The 17,510-nt window shown below is 69.4% G+C and carries 17 protein-coding genes; 9 read left to right on the forward strand and 8 right to left on the reverse strand.

The annotated features are described in order from the left end of the window. Positions 1–3: 3 nt before the first annotated feature. The 4 genes from ACFWV3_RS35375 to ACFWV3_RS35390 all read right to left on the reverse strand — a co-directional run bounded on the left by ACFWV3_RS35375 (position 4) and on the right by ACFWV3_RS35390 (position 3,636). A complete protein-coding gene (locus tag ACFWV3_RS35375) occupies positions 4–195 on the reverse strand; it encodes a ferredoxin (protein ID WP_382417927.1) in 192 nt (63 codons plus the stop codon). Continuing rightward, the gene (locus ACFWV3_RS35380; RefSeq protein ID WP_382417929.1) at positions 192–1,400 is read right to left on the reverse strand and encodes a cytochrome P450; all 1,209 of its coding nucleotides are present in this window, start codon (positions 1,398–1,400) and stop codon (positions 192–194) included. Before ACFWV3_RS35380 ends, ACFWV3_RS35375 begins: the two co-directional genes overlap by 4 nt. Next, complete coding sequence (locus tag ACFWV3_RS35385) at positions 1,397–3,022, reverse strand: ABC-F family ATP-binding cassette domain-containing protein (protein ID WP_382417986.1); 1,626 nt, start codon at positions 3,020–3,022, stop codon at positions 1,397–1,399. The genes ACFWV3_RS35380 and ACFWV3_RS35385 overlap by 4 nt, the downstream gene beginning before the upstream one ends. Positions 3,023–3,099: 77 nt before the next feature. Next, a complete protein-coding gene (locus tag ACFWV3_RS35390; RefSeq protein WP_382417931.1) occupies positions 3,100–3,636 on the reverse strand; it encodes a TetR/AcrR family transcriptional regulator in 537 nt (178 codons plus the stop codon). A gap of 70 nt (positions 3,637–3,706) precedes the next feature. On the opposite strand from ACFWV3_RS35390, the gene ACFWV3_RS35395 reads away from it, so the two are divergent. The 6 genes from ACFWV3_RS35395 (at position 3,707) to ACFWV3_RS35420 (ending at position 9,984) form a co-directional block, all read left to right on the forward strand. Beyond that, positions 3,707–4,774: an FAD-dependent monooxygenase gene (locus ACFWV3_RS35395; RefSeq protein ID WP_382417933.1), complete on the forward strand. Its 1,068-nt coding sequence runs from the start codon at positions 3,707–3,709 to the stop codon at positions 4,772–4,774. Between the two features lie 186 nt (positions 4,775–4,960). Beyond that, positions 4,961–6,136, forward strand: coding sequence for a nitric oxide synthase oxygenase (locus tag ACFWV3_RS35400; RefSeq protein ID WP_382417934.1), 1,176 nt, complete (start codon positions 4,961–4,963; stop codon positions 6,134–6,136). A 22-nt stretch (positions 6,137–6,158) separates the two neighbouring features. After that, the gene (locus ACFWV3_RS35405) at positions 6,159–7,229 is read left to right on the forward strand and encodes an APC family permease (RefSeq protein ID WP_382417936.1); all 1,071 of its coding nucleotides are present in this window, start codon (positions 6,159–6,161) and stop codon (positions 7,227–7,229) included. A 45-nt stretch (positions 7,230–7,274) separates the two neighbouring features. Continuing rightward, complete coding sequence (locus ACFWV3_RS35410; RefSeq protein WP_382417938.1) at positions 7,275–8,366, forward strand: NAD(P) transhydrogenase subunit alpha; 1,092 nt, start codon at positions 7,275–7,277, stop codon at positions 8,364–8,366. Next, positions 8,363–8,629, forward strand: coding sequence for an NAD(P) transhydrogenase subunit alpha (locus tag ACFWV3_RS35415; protein ID WP_045309221.1), 267 nt, complete (start codon positions 8,363–8,365; stop codon positions 8,627–8,629). The genes ACFWV3_RS35410 and ACFWV3_RS35415 overlap by 4 nt, the downstream gene beginning before the upstream one ends. After that, positions 8,626–9,984 (forward strand): NAD(P)(+) transhydrogenase (Re/Si-specific) subunit beta, encoded by a 1,359-nt coding sequence (locus tag ACFWV3_RS35420; RefSeq protein ID WP_382417940.1) that lies wholly within the window; start codon positions 8,626–8,628, stop codon positions 9,982–9,984. Before ACFWV3_RS35415 ends, ACFWV3_RS35420 begins: the two co-directional genes overlap by 4 nt. Here ACFWV3_RS35420 and ACFWV3_RS35425 read toward each other — a convergent pair. From ACFWV3_RS35425 to ACFWV3_RS35435, 3 genes are read right to left on the reverse strand one after another with little or no spacing between them, the layout of a single operon-like run. Continuing rightward, a complete protein-coding gene (locus tag ACFWV3_RS35425; protein ID WP_382417942.1) occupies positions 9,950–11,923 on the reverse strand; it encodes a putative bifunctional diguanylate cyclase/phosphodiesterase in 1,974 nt (657 codons plus the stop codon). The genes ACFWV3_RS35420 and ACFWV3_RS35425 overlap by 35 nt on opposite strands. Before the next feature lie 56 nt (positions 11,924–11,979). Further along, the gene (locus ACFWV3_RS35430) at positions 11,980–12,783 is read right to left on the reverse strand and encodes an SAM-dependent methyltransferase (protein WP_382417944.1); all 804 of its coding nucleotides are present in this window, start codon (positions 12,781–12,783) and stop codon (positions 11,980–11,982) included. Between the two features lie 43 nt (positions 12,784–12,826). After that, a complete protein-coding gene (locus ACFWV3_RS35435; protein ID WP_382417946.1) occupies positions 12,827–13,864 on the reverse strand; it encodes an MFS transporter in 1,038 nt (345 codons plus the stop codon). 57 nt (positions 13,865–13,921) lie between these two features. On the opposite strand from ACFWV3_RS35435, the gene ACFWV3_RS35440 reads away from it, so the two are divergent. The 3 genes from ACFWV3_RS35440 to crcB are packed head-to-tail and all read left to right on the forward strand — an operon-like array spanning position 13,922 to position 15,055. Next, positions 13,922–14,365 carry a MarR family winged helix-turn-helix transcriptional regulator gene (locus ACFWV3_RS35440; protein ID WP_382417948.1) on the forward strand — a complete coding sequence of 148 codons (444 nt, stop codon included), beginning with the start codon at positions 13,922–13,924 and terminating at the stop codon, positions 14,363–14,365. A gap of 4 nt (positions 14,366–14,369) precedes the next feature. After that, on the forward strand, positions 14,370–14,720 hold the full coding sequence (locus tag ACFWV3_RS35445; RefSeq protein ID WP_382417950.1) for a fluoride efflux transporter FluC: 351 nt from the start codon (positions 14,370–14,372) through the stop codon (positions 14,718–14,720). Beyond that, the gene (gene crcB / locus ACFWV3_RS35450) at positions 14,717–15,055 is read left to right on the forward strand and encodes a fluoride efflux transporter CrcB (RefSeq protein WP_382417952.1); all 339 of its coding nucleotides are present in this window, start codon (positions 14,717–14,719) and stop codon (positions 15,053–15,055) included. The genes ACFWV3_RS35445 and crcB overlap by 4 nt, the downstream gene beginning before the upstream one ends. Here crcB and ACFWV3_RS35455 read toward each other — a convergent pair. Beyond that, entirely contained in the window at positions 15,000–17,504 is a 2,505-nt protein-coding gene (locus ACFWV3_RS35455) for an NACHT domain-containing protein (RefSeq protein WP_382417954.1), read from the reverse strand. The genes crcB and ACFWV3_RS35455 overlap by 56 nt on opposite strands. Positions 17,505–17,510 lie beyond the last annotated feature (6 nt).

The raw sequence follows: 17,510 nt of genomic DNA on the forward strand, positions 1-17,510 counted from the left end.
CTTTCAGGTGACGGTGATGGCCCCCGCCGGGCACAGACCGGCCGCTTCCTTCGCGGTCGCCTCGTGCGCGGCGTCGGGTTCCTCCACCAGGAGCACCACCGTGCCGTCGTCCTCGCTCTGGTCGAAGAGGTCGGGGTCGGTCAAAACGCACATTCCCGAACCGCAGCACTTCGACTGGTCAACGGAAATCCTCATGACGACCACGCTACTGGCAACGAGTGCACGCCGTAGATCCCCATGTCGGTGCGCAGCGGCACTTCCCCGGGATCCACGTCGAGCCGCAGGTCGGGGAACGCCGCGAACAGCTTGGCGAACCCGATCCGCATCTCGATGCGGGCGAGCTGCTGGCCCAGGCACTGGTGGATGCCGTGGCCGAACGCGACGTGCCCCGACGCGGGCCTGCGCAGGTCGAGCTCGTCCGGGTTGCCGGGGAACCTCTCCGGGTCGCGGTTGGCCGCGGGCATGTGCATCAGCACCGTGTCGCCGGCCTCGATCAGGTGCCCGTCGATCTCCACGTCCTCGCTCGCGGTGCGCACCGGTCCGAAGTGGATGATCGACAGGTAGCGCATCAGCTCCTCGACGGCGTTGTCGACGACCTCGGGCTCGTCCTTGAGGATCTTGAGCTGGTCCGGGTGCTGCAACAGCGTGAACGTGCCGAGGCCCAGCATGTTCGCCGTGGTCTCGTGGCCCGCGAGCAGGAGCAGCAGCGCCATGTTCGCCGCTTCCTGGTCGGTCGGCTCCCCGGTGGCGAGCAGGTCGCTGATCATGTCGTCGCCCGGGTTCTCCTTCTTGCGGGCGATCAGCTCGTGCATGAACTCCTGGATGCGCGCCATGGCGTCCATGGCCTCCTGGAACGTCGACTCCAGGCTCAGCAGCTTCGCCGTGTCCTCCTGGAACCTGTGCCGCTCGTCGTACGCGACGCCGAGCAGGGCGCAGATCACCAGCGACGGCACCGGGAGCGCGAACTCCTTGACGAGGTCCGCCCTGCCGTCGAGCGACCGCAGGTGTTCGAGCTGGTCGTCGACGATCGTGCCGATCCAGTCGGACAGCTGGTTCATCCGCCGGACGGTGAACTGGCCCTGCAGCATCCGCCGCAGCCGGGTGTGGTCCGGCGGGTCCTGGCTCAGGAACATCCCCGGCTGGACCTTGCGGCCGCCCTCCGGGATCTCCCCCTGGAACCGCAGGTCGAGCATGTGGTGCTTGTTCGGGTTGGTGGTGAAGCTCGGGCTCGCCAGGATCTCGCGCACCTGGTGGTGACCCGTCACGAGCCAGCCGAGGTGACCGTCGGCGAACCTCAGCCTGCTGATGCGGGCCTGCTCGCGGATGCCGCTGACCTCGACGGGCGGGTCGAACGGGTTCGGGCGGGCGGTCGGCAGTGTCTCGGAGATCAGTTCGGTCATCTCGCACACCTCCCAGTGCTCAGCAGAGGACCTACTTCTGAAGCTACAGAACTTTCATGACTTCGTGAAGGTGAATTCAGGGTTACGGAACGCCACGACCCGAAATCCGTCCGCATCCGCCGGTCGTGGGTCGCGACGGCCACAGCCGCCCGCGTCTCGCGCAGCGCCTCCGTCAGGTCGTCGACCAGGGCGATCGACAGGTGGTTGGTGGGTTCGTCCAGCAGCAGGACGTGCGGGCCGCGGCTCAGCAGGACCGCGAGGTCGAGCCGCCGGCGTTGACCGGTGGACAGCCGGGAGACCGGGCGGGTCAGGTCGGCCGCCGTCAGCAGACCGAGCTCCGCCGCCCGCGGGCAGAGCCGGGCGGCGGTGGCGTCCTCGTCCTCGAACGCCGACTCCTGGGCGAGCAGCGCGACCCGGCCGGTGTGCGCGACCGTGCCGGTCGTGGGGGTCAGGCGACCGGCCAGCACGGCCAGCAAGGTCGACTTGCCGGCGCCGTTCTGGCCGGTGACGAGCAGCTTCTCGCCCGCGCCGAGCGAGATTGGCTCGGTGAGGCGCAGCCGGCCGGGCACCTCGAGCGGGGTGGCGTGCAGCAGGTCGCCGTCCGCCTCCAGCTCGGGCGGGGTGAAGCGCAGCGGTGGCGGGGGAGCGCTGACGCGCTGGTCGCCGAGCTCCTCCAGCCTCCTGGCGACGGTGCGCATCTTGTTCGCCGCGCGCGTCGTGCGCTTGTGCTTGAACGCGCCCTTCGGCGGACGCCAGCCGTCCTGCAGCCGGGACCGCGCCCGGTCGACCTTGCCGGTCAGCTCGTCGTGCTCGGCTTCTTCCTGCGCGAACCGCTGTTCCCAGCGCCGGCGTTCGGCGCGCTTGGCCTCCTGGAACGCCCGGTAGCCGCCGCCGTGCAGGTGCACCTGGCCGTCCGGTGCCGGGTCGAGGTCGAGCAGCTGCGTGCAGACGTCGTCGAGCAGTGCGCGGTCGTGGCTCACGAGCACCACGACCCCGTGGTGCTGCCGGAGGCGTTCGGTCAGAAAGGCCAACGCACCCGCGTCGAGGTGGTTGGTGGGTTCGTCGAGCAGCAGGACGTCGGCGCGTTCGGCGAGCAGGCACGCGAGCCTGACCCGGTAGCGCTGCCCGACGCTGAGGTGTTCCAGCCGCGTCGACCTGTCGTGGTCGGCGTCGAGCGCGTCGAGGGCGATCTCGGCGCGGCGGCCGGCGTCCCAGGCCTCGATGTCCTCGGCGTGGGCCAGCGCCCGCTCGTAGCGCCGCTCGTCGAACGGCTCCGCCGCACTGTCCAGTTCGGACAGTGCCAGCCGGCTCTCCCGCAGCGCCTCGGACAGCAGGTCCCCCACCGTCTCGTCGGGTCGGAACGGCATTTCCTGTCGTACGAGGCTCAACGAACCGTGCAGGGCGACAGTTCCCTGGTCCGGCGCCAGGTCGCCGGCGAGCAGGCGCAGGAGGGTGGTCTTGCCGCGGCCGTTCTCGCCGATGACGCCGAGGCGTTGGCCTGCGGAGACCGTCAGCGAGATGCCGTCGACGACGGGGCCGGTCTCATAGCCCTTGGTGAGGTCATGGGTCGTCAGATGAACATGCGAACGCACGGGGATCCTCTTCTGGGTACGCGAAATCAGGACGTGTTACGCGGTGGCACACGTCAGTGATCAGAGGTAGAAGACCCCGTACCCGAATCCCATGAGACCCAACGTACTTACGGCCGCAACGCCTTTTCGACCGCGTCGCGCAGGTCGGCGACGCTCTCCTCGGTGCCGGGAGCCGGCCCGAGAACGCTGCCCGCGCCCACGAGCCGGTAGAAGAGCAGACCCTCCAGGAACGCCGTGAAGTGCGCGGCCGCTCGTTCCGGGTCCGGGTGACCCAGCATCGTGGCGAGCGCCGTGGCCTGCTCGCGCGGGGAGTGGTCGAGGATCGACCTCAGCTCGGGGTGGTGCGTCGCCTCCAGCATCGCCGCGTACCGCGCGAGCGTGCGGTCGCGCTCGACGAGCCAGCTGTCGAGCGTGCGCGCGAGGCTGCCGGCGACGTCGGCGGGGTCGGGAGCCACGTCGAGGCGTTCCAGGGTCGCCAGGCGCTCCACGAACCCCTCGACCAGCGCCTTGCGCGTGCGGAAGTACGCGCTGGTGGAGCCTTCTGGCAACCCGGCCTGGCGGTCGACCGCGCGGTGCGTGAGGCCGCGCATGCCCTGCGCGGCGACCAGCCGGATCGCGGCGTCGGTGATCAGGTCCTTGCGCATGTGTCAGCAAACTCCTTCTACATCCGTAGATTACAGGTGTAGATTCTCTACAGCTGTAGAGGAGGCCGGGATGAAGGCGATCGTGGTGGGTGGCGGCATCGGCGGGCTGGCCGCGGCGGTGTCGTTGCGCCGCGTCGGCTGGGAGGTCGTCGTCCACGAACGCGCCGCGGCGTTCGGTGAGATCGGCGCCGGTGTCGGCGTGATGCCGAACGCGATGCGCGCGCTCGAGTGGATGGGTGTCGACGCGGAGGTCAGACGGCTTGGCACGCCGCGGGTGTCGGGTGGTGTGCGGTCGTCGGACGGACGGTGGCTCGTGCACCTGCCCGACGTCGGCCAGGAGAAGGTCACCGCGATGCACCGGGCGGACCTGCACGGCGTGCTGCTGCGCGCGTTGCCGTCGGAAATCCTCTTCAACGATGCCGAGGTGACGAGCGTTGAGGACCTGGACGCGGACCTCGTGGTGGCGGCGGACGGCATCAACAGCCGCCTCCGCGCGGAGCTGCTGCCCGACGCGCCGGGACCGGTGTACGCGGGGGCCACGGCGTGGCGAGGGGTGGCGCCGGGGCCGTTCGACCTGCCCATCTCGCAGACACTCGGTCCCGGCGGTGAGGCGGGCGTCCTGCCGTTGGGCGACGGGCGGGTCTGCTGGTACGTCGCCGCGATGGCGCCCGCCGAGGCGGACCTGGACCCGCTCGAGCTGTTCGCGGGCTGGCACGACCCGTTGCCGTCGCTGCTGGCCTCGACTCCCGAGGTGATCCGGCACGACATCTACGCCCTGCCGTTGCTGCCGACGTTCGTGTCGGGACGGGTGGCGTTGCTCGGCGACGCCGCCCACGCGATGACGCCGTACCTCGGGCAGGGCGCCTGCATGGCGTTGGAGGACGCGGTGACGCTGGCGGTGTGCGACGGCGACCTCGTCCGGTACGACGCGCTCCGGCGGCCGCGGACGCAGGCCGTGTGGCGCGGGTCGAGGCTCGCCGGGAGGTTCGGGATCGAGGTCCGCTCGCCGATCGCGGTGGCGCTGCGCGACCTCGTCCTGCGCGCGCTGCCGTCCTCCGCGGCGGTGCGCGGGATGACGCAATTTGCTACGTGGGAATTGCCTGCCCGGTTCACTCGAACGGGTCGAAATGCGCAGTGACCTAGATCACCGATTAATGTTCGATCTCGGGGAGATAACAGTCCGGATTCACTCTTTGTGCCAGGCATTGTCACCCGGTTGAGGGATCAAGGACTTCTGAGCGTGTCAGACGTGATCAAATGATCCGGATGGAGTAGCGCGAGAGGCGGTTTCCGCACCACTAAAGCGCGACTACGGTGGCCCGCCATGACCCCCGTCCCGACTGACGCGATGCCCCGTTCCCTCACGGCGCTTCCCCCGGCGCAGGTCGAGAAACTCGGCGACGTCGAGATCGCCGAGGCAGAGGACTTCATCCGGCAGCACCACGCGGAGAACCCGGACCTCGGGCCCGTCGAGGCCAGGCTCGCCGAGATCCACGCGGAGATCGCCGCGACCGGCACCTACCGCCACACGACCGCCGAACTGACCTTCGGCGCGCGCGTGGCGTGGCGCAACAGCTCCCGCTGCATCGGCCGCCTCTACTGGCGGAGCCTGAAGGTGCGCGACCTGCGCGAGGTGTCCGCCCCCGCCGAGGTGGCGAAGGAGTGCGTCGAGCACCTCCGCGTCGCCACGAACAAGGGCAAGATCCGCCCCGTCATCACGGTCTTCGCCCCTGCCGAGCCCGGCACGCACGCCCCGGTGATCCACAACGAGCAGATCATCCGCTACGCCGCCTACAAGGGTGCGGACGGAGGCGTGCTCGGGGACGGGCGGAACCTGGCGCTGACCGAGCTCGCGGTGGAACGGGGCTGGCAGCCGCCGGCCATCCGCGGCCCGTTCGACCTGCTGCCGCTCATGGTCTCCTGCGAGGGTCACAAGCCCGCACTGGTCAGGATCCCGGCCGACGCGGTCCTCGAGGTCCCGCTCTCGCACCCGGACCTGCCGTGGCTCGGCGCGCTCGGCGTGAAGTGGCACGCCGTGCCCGCGATCAGCAACATGCGGCTGCGCATCGGCGGGATCGACTACCCGTCGGCGCCGTTCAACGGCTGGTACATGGGCACCGAGATCGGCGCCCGCAACCTCGCCGACCACGACAGATACGACCTGCTGCCGTACATCGCCAGACGGATGGGCCTGGACATGTCGTCGGAGGCGACGTTGTGGCGCGACCGGGCTCTGGTGGAGCTCAACCGCGCCGTCCTGCACTCGTTCGCCGAGGCCGGCGTCACGATCACCGACCACCACACCGAGTCGAAGAGGTTCCTGACGCACCTGGAGAAGGAGGAGGCCGCCGGACGGTCCTGCCCCGCGGAGTGGTCCTGGATCGTGCCTCCCGTGTCGGGCGGGCTCACGCCGGTGTACCACCGCTACTACGACACGGGTGAACTGCTGCCGAACTTCTTCCCCGCGGCACAGCCCACCGGATGCCCTGTGTCTCACTGATCCTTGGCGGCACACTGACCGGGTGCAGCTCACCCGCAGCCTTGGTGTGACCGACGCCGTCTTCGTCGGGCTCGGCTCGATGATCGGCGCCGGGGTGTTCGCGGTGTTCGCCCCGGCCGCGGCCGCCGCTGGGTCCGCGTTGCTCGTCAGTCTGGTCATCGCCGGGGTGATCGCCTGCTGCAACGCGTTGTCGAGCGCCTGGCTCGCCGCCAGGTACCCGCAGTCGGGCGGCACGTACGTCTACGGGCGGGAGCGCCTCGGCCGCGTGTGGGGCGACCTCGCCGGGTGGGCGTTCGTGCTCGGCAAGACGGCGTCGTGCGCGGCGATGGCGTTGACCGTCGGCACCTACGCCGGTTTCCCGAAACCCGTCGCGGTCGCGGCCGTCGTGGCGCTGACCGTGCTGAACCTGACGGGTGTCCAGAAGTCCGCACTGGTCACCCGGCTGATCGTGGTCATCGTGCTGCTCGTGCTCTGCGCGACCGTGGTCACCGCACGCGATTCCGTGCAGCCGGCGGAGTTCCTGCCCGCAGGAATCCTTCCCGCCGCCGCGCTGCTCTTCTTCGCGTTCGCCGGCTACGCGCGCATTGCCACCCTCGGAGAGGAGGTTCGCGAACCACAACGAACAATCCCTCGCGCCGTGGTCATCTCGTTGGCCATCACGCTGGTCGTCTACGCGGCCGTCGCCGTGGTGTCTCTGCACGCGTTGGGTGCGGGTCTCGCTTCCTCGACCCTCGCCGACGTGTCGCCGGCGCTGGCGCCCGTCATCCGCGTCGCCGCCTGCCTGGCCGCGCTCGGGTCGTTGCTCTCGCTGCAGCTCGGTGTCTCGCGGACCGCGCTGGCGATGGCGCGCGACCGGAGGCTGCCGTCCCCGCTGGCCGACCTGCGGATCGCCGAGATCTGCACCGGGCTCGTCGCGGTGGCGCTGGTGCTCACCGTCGACGTCACGCGCGCGATCGTGTTCAGCTCGTTCTGCGTGCTGCTCTACTACGCGATCGCCAACGCCAGCGCGTGGACGCTCGGTAAGCGCGTCGTGCCCGCTGTTGGGCTGGCAGGGTGCCTGACCCTCGCCGGTGCGGTTCTCTGGCAACTGTGATGTGGCCCAGGTCACCTTTGATCGCGTAACGTGCGTACGGTGAAAGTGGGAACTCCCGCAGAGTCGCGGCCCGCCGAGCGCCGAGTCGCCTGCGTACCGGAAACGGTGCCGTCGCTGGTCGACGCCGGACTGACCGTGCACGTCCAGGAGGGCGCGGGCCGCCACGCCCACGCCCCCGACGCCGCCTACCGCGCGGCCGGAGCCACCGTGACGGCCGAGGACCCGACACCCGAGTCCGACGTCGTCGTGTCCGTGCAACCGCTGAGCCTGGACCAGGCCGCCGGCCTGAAGCCCGGCGCGGTGACCATCAGCTTCCTGCAGCCCGGCGCCGAACGGGACCTGCTGGAGGTCTACCGCGAGCGCCGCGTCACGTCGTTCAGCTTCGACCTGCTGCCGCGCGTGACCCGTGCCCAGACCGCCGACGCGCTGTCGTCGCAGGCTCTCGTGGCCGGCTACCGGGCGGTCCTGGTCGCCGCCGGACGACTGCCGCGCTTCCTGCCGATGTTCACCACCGCCGCGGGCACCGTGCCGCCGGCCAAGGTGCTCGTGCTGGGAGCGGGAGTGGCGGGCCTGCAGGCGATCGCGACCGCGCGCCGCCTCGGCGCCGTCGTCGAGGCCTACGACGTCCGCAAGGCCGCCGGCGAGGAGGTCCGCAGCCTCGGCGCCAAGTTCCTGGAGCTCGACCTGGAGACGCAGTCGGGCGTCTACGCGTCCGTGCAGTCCGAGGAGTTCCTGGAACGCCAACGAGAACTCATCGGCGAGCACGTGACCGCGTCCGACGTCGTGATCACCACGGCCGCGATCCCCGGCCGCAGGGCGCCGGAGCTCGTGACGACCGACATGCTCAAGGCGATGGCGCCGGGTTCCGTGCTGGTCGACCTGGCGGCGGAGTCGGGTGGCAACTACGCGGGATCCGTGCCGGGCGAGGAGATCTGGGTCGGCGACGTGCTCGTGCACGGCGCGCGGAACCTGCCGTCGTCGATGCCAGTGCACGCGAGCCGCCTGTACTCGCGCAACGTGGTCAACCTGCTCAAGCTGATGATCGTGGACGGCGTGGTGCAGCCGAACCTCGACGACGAGGTGCTCGACGGCTGCTGCCTCACCCACGACGGTGAGATCCGCAAGGAGTTGCCGTGATCGACCTGCTGACGATCTTCGTGCTGGCCGTGTTCGTGGGCTTCGAGGTGGTCTCGAAGGTGTCCACGATCCTGCACACGCCGCTGATGTCCGGTGCGAACGCCATCCACGGCGTGATCCTGGTGGGCGCGATCCTGATCACGGGGTCGGCGGAGAGCACCTTGGAGCTGGTGCTCGGGTTGCTGGCGGTGTTCCTGGCGACGGTGAACGTGGTCGGCGGGTTCGTGGTGACGGACCGGATGCTGGAGATGTTCAGGAAATGATCGTCCAGCTGATGTACCTCGTCGCCGCGCTCTGCTTCATCCTGGCGCTCAAGGGTTTGAGCTCGCCCAAGTACGCGCGCTACGGCAACTTCATCGGCGCGTTCGGCATGCTGGTCGCCGTCATCACCGCGTACGTCCACGGCGTGGTCCACAACGGACTGTGGATCCTCATCGCCGTCGCACTCGGTGTCGTCGTGGGCATCCCGGCCGCCCGCTCGGTGAAGATGACCGCCATCCCGCAGATGGTCGCGCTGTTCAACGGAGTCGGTGGCGCGGCGGCGGCTCTGGTCGCGCTCGCGGAGTTCTTCGCAGTGCCCGGGACGACGGTGATGTTCCGGCTCGCGACCGTCCTGACGGTGCTGATCGGGTCGGTCAGCTTCTCCGGGTCGGTGGTCACGTTCCTCAAGCTGCAGGAGCTGATGACGACGCGGCCGGTGCTCCTGCCGGCCGGGCAGCAGCTCGCGATCGCCGCCGGCGTGTCGTCGGTCGCCCTGTGCGCGTTGACGATGGCGGTGCCGAACGGGTTCCTGCTGTGGTTGCTGGCGGCGGTCGGGCTGGCGCTCGGGGTGCTGTTCGTGCTGCCGGTCGGCGGGGCGGACGTGCCGATCGCGATCTCGTTGCTGAACGCGTTCACCGGGCTCGCGGTGGCGGCGTCCGGGTACGTGCTGGCCAATACGCTGCTGATCGTCGCGGGCACGCTCGTCGGCGCGTCCGGCACGATCCTGACGCGGTTGATGGCGCAGGCGATGGGACGCTCGCTCACGAACATCCTCTTCGGGGCGTTCAAGGCGACAACCGCTACGGCACACCAGGAAGAGCAGCGGACGGTCAAGTCCGGCACGGTCGAGGACGTCGCGATCCTGTTGGGGTACGCGAACAACGTCGTCGTCGTGCCCGGCTACGGGTTGGCCGTCGCGCAGGCGCAGCACGCCGTGCGGGAGCTCGTGTCGCAGCTCGAACGACGCGGAGTCGCCGTGTCGTACGGGATCCACCCCGTCGCCGGGCGGATGCCGGGGCACATGAACGTGCTGCTGGCGGAGGCGGACGTGCCGTACGAGCAGCTCAAGGAGCTCGACGACGTCAACCCCGGCATCACGTCGGTCGACGTGGCGGTGGTGGTCGGGGCCAACGACGTGGTGAACCCCGGTGCGCGCGACGAGCCGGCCAGCCCGATCTACGGCATGCCGATCTTCGACGTGGACCGCGCGAAGTCCGTGGTGTTCATGAAGCGGTCGATGCGGCCGGGGTTCGCGGGCGTGGACAACGAGCTGCTGTACAACCCGAAGACGACGTTGCTGTTCGGGGACGCGAAGGACTCGCTCACGAAGCTGCTGGCGGCGGTGAAGCAGCTCTGACCAGCAGCTCCGTCACCTGGGCGGCGGTGAGCGCTGGCAGCAGGCCGATCACGCCGTCCGCGCCGGCCGCGCGCCAGTCGTCGGCCTCCTCGAGGGTGTGGACCTCGTCCACGGCGAACCGCACGCCGAAGCCGTGCACGGTCGCGATGAGGCCGCGCATCGCCTGGTGCAGCGGGGAGTCCTGGCTCGGGGCGGGCGCTCGGGTGATCACCGAGCGGACCGGCACCTCGGTCAGCACGGCCAGTTCGTCGTGGCCGCCGCGGAAGCCGTCCAGCGCCGTGACGATGCCGCTGTCGTGCAGCACCAGCGCGTTGTCGTCGCCCGCGAGGACCGAGGAGACGTCCAGGGCGATGCGCAGCCGTTCGGGCGGCAGGCCCGTCTCGTCGAGCGCCCGTTTGACGTCGGCGACCAGATCCTCGTCCCGGGACTGCAAGGCGCCCAACGCGATGTGCAGCGTGGGCGCCCCGTCACCGAACTCCTCGACCCATCTCGCAGCTTGGGCGCACGCCTCCCGCAGCAACCACCTGCCGATCGGCAGCGACAGGCCCGTCGAGTCGGCCAGCGCCATGGTGTCGTTGTGGCTCAGGTCGTCCCAGTGCAGCCGGGCGACGGCACCGAGCACCTCGCGGGTCTCCAGGTCGTGGACCGGCGCGTAGACGATCTCCAGCTCGCCGTGCTCCCACGCGCCCGGCATCGACGCGGCCAGCGCGTACCGGCCGCGGCGGCGGGCGTCGTCGTGCGGGTCGTGCAACGCCCACTGCCGCTTCCCGCGCGCCTTGGCCTGGCGCAGGGCGGCGTTGGCGCACCGCATCAGCTCCGCGGCGGTCGCGAACGACGGCGGCCGGTCCACCACGCCGATGCTGGCCGAGAGCGCGATGCCGTGATCGTCCACAAAGGTCGGTTCGCCGAGCACCTCCTGGATCTCCTCGACGGTCGACGTGACGGTGTCGGCGGTCGTCAGGAGCGCGAACTCGTCGCCGCCGATCCGCGCCAGCACGGCGTCCTTCTCGGCGGCGAGCTTGCCGAGGCGGTTCGCGACGATCTTGAGCAGCTTGTCGCCGGTGTCGTGGCCCAGGCCGTTGTTGACGACCGAGAACGCGTCCAGACCCAGGTGGTACAACGTGATCGGCCCGCCGTCGAGCAGGCGTTCGACCTGCGAGGTGAAGTGCTGGCGGTTCGACAGGCCGGTGAGCGAGTCGTGCAGCAGCTGGTGGTCCAGGCTGCGCTGCAACAGGTGCAGCTCGCTGATGTCCTCGACCATCGTCACGTGGTGGGTCGGCTCGCCGTCCGCGTCGCGCAGCACGGACACGACCAGGTGCACCCACACCGGTTCGCCGTCGACGCGGATCAGCTGGCGCTGGTCGCGGAACCGGTCGAGGCGCCCCTCGCTGACCTGCCGGTAGGAGGCGCCCAGCGAGGCCAGGTCGTCGGGGCGGTAGAAGTCGCGCAGGTCGCGTTCGTCGAGGTCGGAGCCCGACTCCAGGCCGACGATCACGGCGAGGGCGTCGTTCGCCTCGACGCACCTGCCGGTGAGGTCGGTGATCACGATGCCCAGCGCCGCGGAGTCGAACACCTCCCGGAACCGCGCCTGGCTGACCTTGAGCGTGCGTTCGACGCGCTGCTTGGCCCGCACGATCGCGACCTTGATCTGCTCCTGCTGGTCGAACGCGTCCATCCGCATCGCCTGCGCGTACGCGGAGCCGAGCCGGGACAGCAGGGGCAGGTCGAACGCGGGGGAGAGGACCTCCATGGTGACGCGCAACGAGTCGGGACCGGTTGCGTGGAGTGACACCAATCGATCGCCAACCGATTCAGGCGACTCCGGGAGCTCCACCAGCGAGTCGAGCAGCGCCTGCCGGATTTCGGCGTGGGACAGCGGGATGTACGCGGTCGACGTCAGCGCGTGCATCCAGCGGGCGGCGAGCTCCGGAAGTTCCATGCTGTGACAGAGCGTACGGATTCCCCGCCCACCGGGCCAGCAACACAGCGCCGTGCCTACACCTTTCGGCCTACCGCCGCGTAGATCGCCGCCTCGTCCGGGTCGTCGGTGTTCGTGCCCTCCGGACGCCACAGCGGCGACGGCACGATTCCCGGCTCGACCAGCTCGAACCCCGCGAAGAGCCCTTCGATCTCGCCTTTGGTGCGCGGGTGGATCGGGTTCTGGCTCTTCTTCATGACCTCGACGACCGCGGCCATCTCGTCAGCGTCGAAGTCCGGGGTGAACTGCGAGAACGCCAGGTAGCTGCCCTCGGGCACGGCGTCGCGGTACGCGGCGAGGATCGACCGCGGGTCCGCCTCGGCCGGCACGAAGTGGAAGACACCCACGGTCAGCACACCAACCGGTCGGGTGAAGTCGAGCAGTCCGCTCTCCCGTGCGGCCTCGAGCACGGCCTCCGGCTTGGTCATGTCCTCCTGGATGATCGTCGCGAGCGGGTCGCCCTCGAGGATCAGCTGGCTGTGCGCGACCGCGACCTCCTCGAAGTCCACGTACACGACCCGTGACTCGGGATCGGCCTTGCGCGCGATCTCGTGCACGTTGCCGACCGTCGGGATGCCGGACCCGAGGTCCAGGAACTGCCGGATGCCCTGCTGCACCATGAACAGCACCGCTCTGCGCAGGAACGCCCTGTTGAGCCGCGCGACCGTGCGCGCGTGGGGCTGCGCCCGCAGGAACATCTCGGCGAGCGCCCGGTCGGCCGCGAAGTTGTGCCCGCCGCCGAGCAGGTAGTCGTAGAGGCGCGCGGCGCTCGGCTTGCCCGTGTCGACACCGTCCGGAACCCAGCTCACCCGTTCAGCCATGCCCCCACGCTACTGAGACGCCGCACGGGTGCGGCAGGTGCGATCACTGGAAAGTGTGAACCAGCGCGGTGGCCACGGCGACGCCCAGCGCGGTGCCGAGCCCGCGAGCGACGTTGACCAGCCCGCTCCCGACCCCCGCCGACGCCTCGGGCAGCACGCCCATCACCCGCTTCGTGCAGGCCGGCGCGATGATCCCGAGCCCGACGCCCGCCACCGCCAGTTGGAGCACCAGCGGCACGGGCAGGACCCACGCCGTCGCCGCTACTGCGACCCCCGTCCAGATCCCCGGTCTGTGCAACGTGGTCGCCGCGACCGCGAACCCGAGCGGCAGCGCTGCCACCGTCAGTCCTATCTGTGCCAACGGTTGTTGCAGGGTGAACGGCAGCAACGTCATCGGCGCGAACAACGCGGCGTGGGCGAGCAGCACACCGGTGAGCCCCGGCAGCACCTTCCACGACGGCTTCTTCCCCTTGTCGCCGCGGGTTTTCGTGCGGGGGAGCAGGTAGTGCCCGAGGACCATCGCGACCACGCCGATCGGCACGTTGATCGCGAAGACCGCCTGCCACCCGTGGTGCTCCGTCAGGTACCCGCCGAGCACCGGCCCGGCCGCGAGCCCGGTCGCCTGCGCCGCGGCCTGGACGCCGAGCGCCTTCCTGCGCTGCTCGGGCGCGACGGCCGTGGTGACCAGAGCGACGCTGTTGGCCTGCAACATCGCCGCCCCCACCGCCTGGACGACCCGCGCCGCGATGAGCGCCCCGAAGCCCGGCGCGTACACGCACGCGACCGACGCGGCGGTGAAGAGCGCGAAGCCGTAGATGTAGACGATCTTCCGGCCCGCCCTGTCCGCGATCCTGCCCATTGGGACGAGCAGCGCCACGAGCGTGATCAGGTAGCTGAGCGAGATCCACTCGGGATCGGCCCCGAAGTGCGCGCTCATCGCGGGGAACGCCAGCGTGACGATCGAGGCGTCGAGCTGCCCCATGAACGCCCCGAAGCAGACCGTCGAGATGACCAGCCAAGGCGCGAACGACCGGCGGGTGACCCAGGCCGGCCGAGGCGACTCCGTGACGAACCAGTTCATCGTTCCCAGATTATATCTGACACAGAGCTATTAGCGTGAGTTCAGTAGGATTTCCGCATGTCAGACGAAGCCCGCACGCTCACCGACGTCGTCACTCGCCTGCGCCGGGCGCTGCGGACGAGCATCCGTGCGGACTGGCCGTGGGAATCCCTGCCGATGGCGCAGGTAGAGCTGCTGCAGACCCTCGCCGAGCGCCCGCCGATGAAGGTGGGCGACCTGGCCGCGGTGTTGAAGCTCGCCCCCAACACGGTGTCCGGCCTGGTGTCCCAACTGATCGACTCGGGCCTCGTGGTTCGCGGTGGAGACCCCAAGGACAGGCGGGTAGCCCGACTATCCGTCTCACCCCGTGGACACGAACAACTGCTCGTGTGGCAGCGCGAACACGAGAAGCGCATCGGCGCCGCACTGGGCAAGCTGGAGGCGTCGGAACGAGAGGACGTCGTGCGCGCGCTGAAGGCCTTGGACCACTTGGTGGAGCACCTTGCCGAACCATCAGCCTGACCCGGTGGACCCGGACGTCGACCTCCACGTCCCGGCACAGCGTCGCGAGCTCGGACTGCCGTTCGTCTCGCTCGTGTCACTGGGCGGCGGGCTCGGCGGGGTCTCGCGCTACGGGTTGTCGCTCCTCGTGCCGGGCGCCTGGGGGCTGTTCCTGATCAACGTGCTGGGGTCGTTCCTGATCGGCGTGCTGATGGGGCTGGTGCCCCGGCCGTTGGTGCGGGCGTTCTTCGGGGTCGGAGTGCTGGGCGGGTTCACCACGTTCTCTTCGTACGCGGCTTCGTGGTCCTGGGCTTTGCTGGCGACGCCGGTTTGTGCTGTGGTGGCGGCGTTCTTGGGTCTTCGGGTGACGCGATGACTTTGCTGGCTGTGTTTCTCGGGGCCGCGTTGGGGGCGCCTTGCCGGTACCTGCTCGATCGGTTCGTGTCGGCGCGGGTGTCGTCGGACTTCCCGTTCGGGACTCTGACGGTGAACGTGCTCGGGTGCTTGCTGATCGGGTTTCTTGTCGGGACGTCCTGGATGCCGCTGCTCGGGGTCGGGTTCTGCGGGGGGCTCACCACTTATTCGACGTTCAGCTACGAGACGGTGAAGCTGTTGGAGGCGGAGAAGTATCGGCCGGCGCTGTTGAACGTGGTGGTCAGCGTGGTCCTTGGGGTGGGAGCGGCGGCAATCGGTCTCGGTCTAGCACGCTGATCTCGTGCCGCATCCAGCGTGCGAGGTACTCGCGCACGGGAGACGGGAGGTCGTCGCGTTCGAGTGCGGGAGCTATCAGCTCCTCACGGTCCCCAGGGCTCTCCTCGAAGGCCGGCAGTGCCAGCATCGCGTGAAGGGCACTGGCCGACCTGAGCGTCAAACTGAAATCCATGGATCCGTAGTCCGCCGGCCAAGGAGTGGGCAGCGCCACCATCTCGATGGCCACCAGATCCGCGATTTCAGGACCCAGGTCGGTGTCGGAGAGCGAGGGACTCACCCGACCCGCGAACGAGCAGTCGGCGTACAGCGGATCCGTGCCCGAACGTCGGACGATCTCGGGGAGTACGCCCGGCTCGGACAACGGGAACCTCCCCGCTGCCCAGGGAGAACTCTTCCACAGATCGACGAGCTCGAAGTGGTGCTCCGTGGTCAGGTGCCAGAACTCCGGAAGGTGGTCGAGCAGCAGCGCCGCACCGAACTCACCGTGGTGCAGAAGAGTGCTGATCCGGGCAGCGACGGTCTGGTCGATGATCCGTTGGTTCGTGGAAGAGCAACCGCGTATGCAGTCGAATAGCGGGTCGTCGGCCTCGGTGACGAACACGGCGTTAAGGCGAGCTTCGACAGGGAATTGAGCACTCGCGTCTACTGCGGCGGTGGCGATCGCGCGGATGGTTCGCTTGGCCGGATGCACGTAGTGCAGTGATCGAGCGGCGAAGCCGAGTCCGCCATCACCGAGCGCTTCCGTCAGCAACTCGTCCACGCCACCCTCGACGTTGCGGTCGTAGAGCTGTAAGGCGATCTGCCCGACCACGTCCCACTGGTTGATGTACGGACGGAGCACGGCCCACAAGTCCGCCGCCGTGCGATGAGTGCGCACCAGGTACTCGGCCGCGAAGTACTCCAGGAACGTCCGGTGCGTGAACCCGTAGACCTCGGCACCGACGTCCGTGAGGATCCACGCCCGACCGGTGCAGTACGCGAGGAACTCCTCCGCCATCGCAACGGACTCGTCGTGGTCGTCGAGCTTGGCGTCCAGGTACGCCGTGAGGACGTTGATGATTCGCCCGCGTGGCAGTGCTTTGCCGGACTCGGTCGCGTTGAACATCTTCCAAGCCAGGTGCTGCACGGCACCGCGCAACCGCCCGTGGAACTTCAACGGCAGTGCGATGCCTCGTTTCGAGTCCCACTGCTCGAACATCATCAGCGCACACCGCTCGTACACCTGAGCGAGGTTGCGGGGCAGGTACCGGTCGCTGGAGTACATGGCGCACAACAACGTCAGCAGCAGCGGGTTGCTGCGCAGCTCCGGGATCGAAGCGCTGTCCTCCAGGAACGACGTGACCAGTCGCGAGCGCTCGACGGGTGAGGTGGCGTCGTCCAGCTCGAACCACCGCGTCACGTACGCGGCGACCTGGTCGGAGTCGAACTCGTCGATCTCACCGGACACGAACAGGTCCGTGCTCAGCGGCGCGTCCGCATACCCGACCTTCCGCGCGGTGGCCAGCATCGGCACCAGCGGGTAGAGGTGTGCGAACCCCTCCACCAACGACACCACCCGACGCCGCAGCTCGATGTGCACCAGCTCGTCGAGTCCGTCGAGGATCACGACGGCACGGCCGGTCCGCAGCAGGTACTCGACGGCGTCTCGCGGCGGCTTCACGTTGTACGGCGCGTGACACAGCTTCTCCAGGTAGTGCAGGAGGTCGTGGCCACCCTCGTCGAACGACGTGGCGAACTCGCGCAGCACCAGGAGGAACGGCACGCGTCCGCCCACGGCGACGTCGTGGGCGAACTTCGCGGCGAGCGTCGACTTGCCGGCGCCGGGGTCGCCCTGCACCAGCACTCGCTCGCCCGGAGCACCGAGCCGGAGGAACGTGCCCAGGGTGGGTTCGACGTACAGCTGGTCGTACCGCACAGAGCGGCTCACGCCGACGTGCGGCATGCGGATCCGGCAGTGCAGTGCGATCACCTGGTCGCGCAGGCGGGCGGCGAAGGCGTGGACGCGAGTGAGCGACTTGAGGCTCTTGAGCAGGGCGCTGTTCTGGGTGGCCGCGGTGTAGAGGTCGCCCCGGCTGATCTTGTCGCTCGTGTCGTCGTAGAGCGGCGAGGCTTCCTGGCAGGCGGCGATCATGACGTCGTGGACGATGTCGGTGACCCTGGTCAGCAGGTGGTCGGCCAGGCCGTACAGGCGGAGCCCTTCGCTCAGCTGGTCCTTCGACGACTTGCCCGCCAGGTCGCCGGCGCGCTTCTGCGCCACGACCGTGGCGAAGTCGGGGGAGTCGAGGTAGGTCTCCAACGCCTCGACGTCCTGGCGGCGCAGGTCGGACAGCAGACCCTCGGTGGCGGCGTTCGAGACCCGCGGCAGCTCCACGGTGTCGTTCAGGCGGGCGGAGAGCTGGTCGCTCACCCCCACGACGACCCGGACGACCGCTGACTCGATGCCGGCCATCCGGGT

Origin of the sequence: Lentzea sp. NPDC059081 (genome assembly GCF_042738015.1) — a bacterium.
GTDB lineage: Bacteria > Actinomycetota > Actinomycetes > Mycobacteriales > Pseudonocardiaceae > Lentzea.

Excerpts from the sequence above, each read along its gene's own strand:
- ACFWV3_RS35435 (WP_382417946.1), bottom strand. The coding sequence starts at position 13,864 with ATGAACTGGTTCGTCACGGAGTCGCCTCGGCCGGCCTGGGTCACCCGC.
- ACFWV3_RS35395 (WP_382417933.1), top strand. The coding sequence starts at position 3,707 with ATGAAGGCGATCGTGGTGGGTGGCGGCATCGGCGGGCTGGCCGCGGCG.
- ACFWV3_RS35430 (WP_382417944.1), bottom strand. The coding sequence starts at position 12,783 with ATGGCTGAACGGGTGAGCTGGGTTCCGGACGGTGTCGACACGGGCAAG.
- ACFWV3_RS35390 (WP_382417931.1), bottom strand. The coding sequence starts at position 3,636 with ATGCGCAAGGACCTGATCACCGACGCCGCGATCCGGCTGGTCGCCGCG.
- ACFWV3_RS35455 (WP_382417954.1), bottom strand. The coding sequence starts at position 17,504 with ATGGCCGGCATCGAGTCAGCGGTCGTCCGGGTCGTCGTGGGGGTGAGC.
- crcB (WP_382417952.1), top strand. The coding sequence starts at position 14,717 with ATGACTTTGCTGGCTGTGTTTCTCGGGGCCGCGTTGGGGGCGCCTTGC.
- ACFWV3_RS35400 (WP_382417934.1), top strand. The coding sequence starts at position 4,961 with ATGACCCCCGTCCCGACTGACGCGATGCCCCGTTCCCTCACGGCGCTT.
- ACFWV3_RS35440 (WP_382417948.1), top strand. The coding sequence starts at position 13,922 with ATGTCAGACGAAGCCCGCACGCTCACCGACGTCGTCACTCGCCTGCGC.
- ACFWV3_RS35380 (WP_382417929.1), bottom strand. The coding sequence starts at position 1,400 with ATGACCGAACTGATCTCCGAGACACTGCCGACCGCCCGCCCGAACCCG.
- ACFWV3_RS35375 (WP_382417927.1), bottom strand. The coding sequence starts at position 195 with ATGAGGATTTCCGTTGACCAGTCGAAGTGCTGCGGTTCGGGAATGTGC.
- ACFWV3_RS35425 (WP_382417942.1), bottom strand. The coding sequence starts at position 11,923 with ATGGAACTTCCGGAGCTCGCCGCCCGCTGGATGCACGCGCTGACGTCG.
- ACFWV3_RS35420 (WP_382417940.1), top strand. The coding sequence starts at position 8,626 with ATGATCGTCCAGCTGATGTACCTCGTCGCCGCGCTCTGCTTCATCCTG.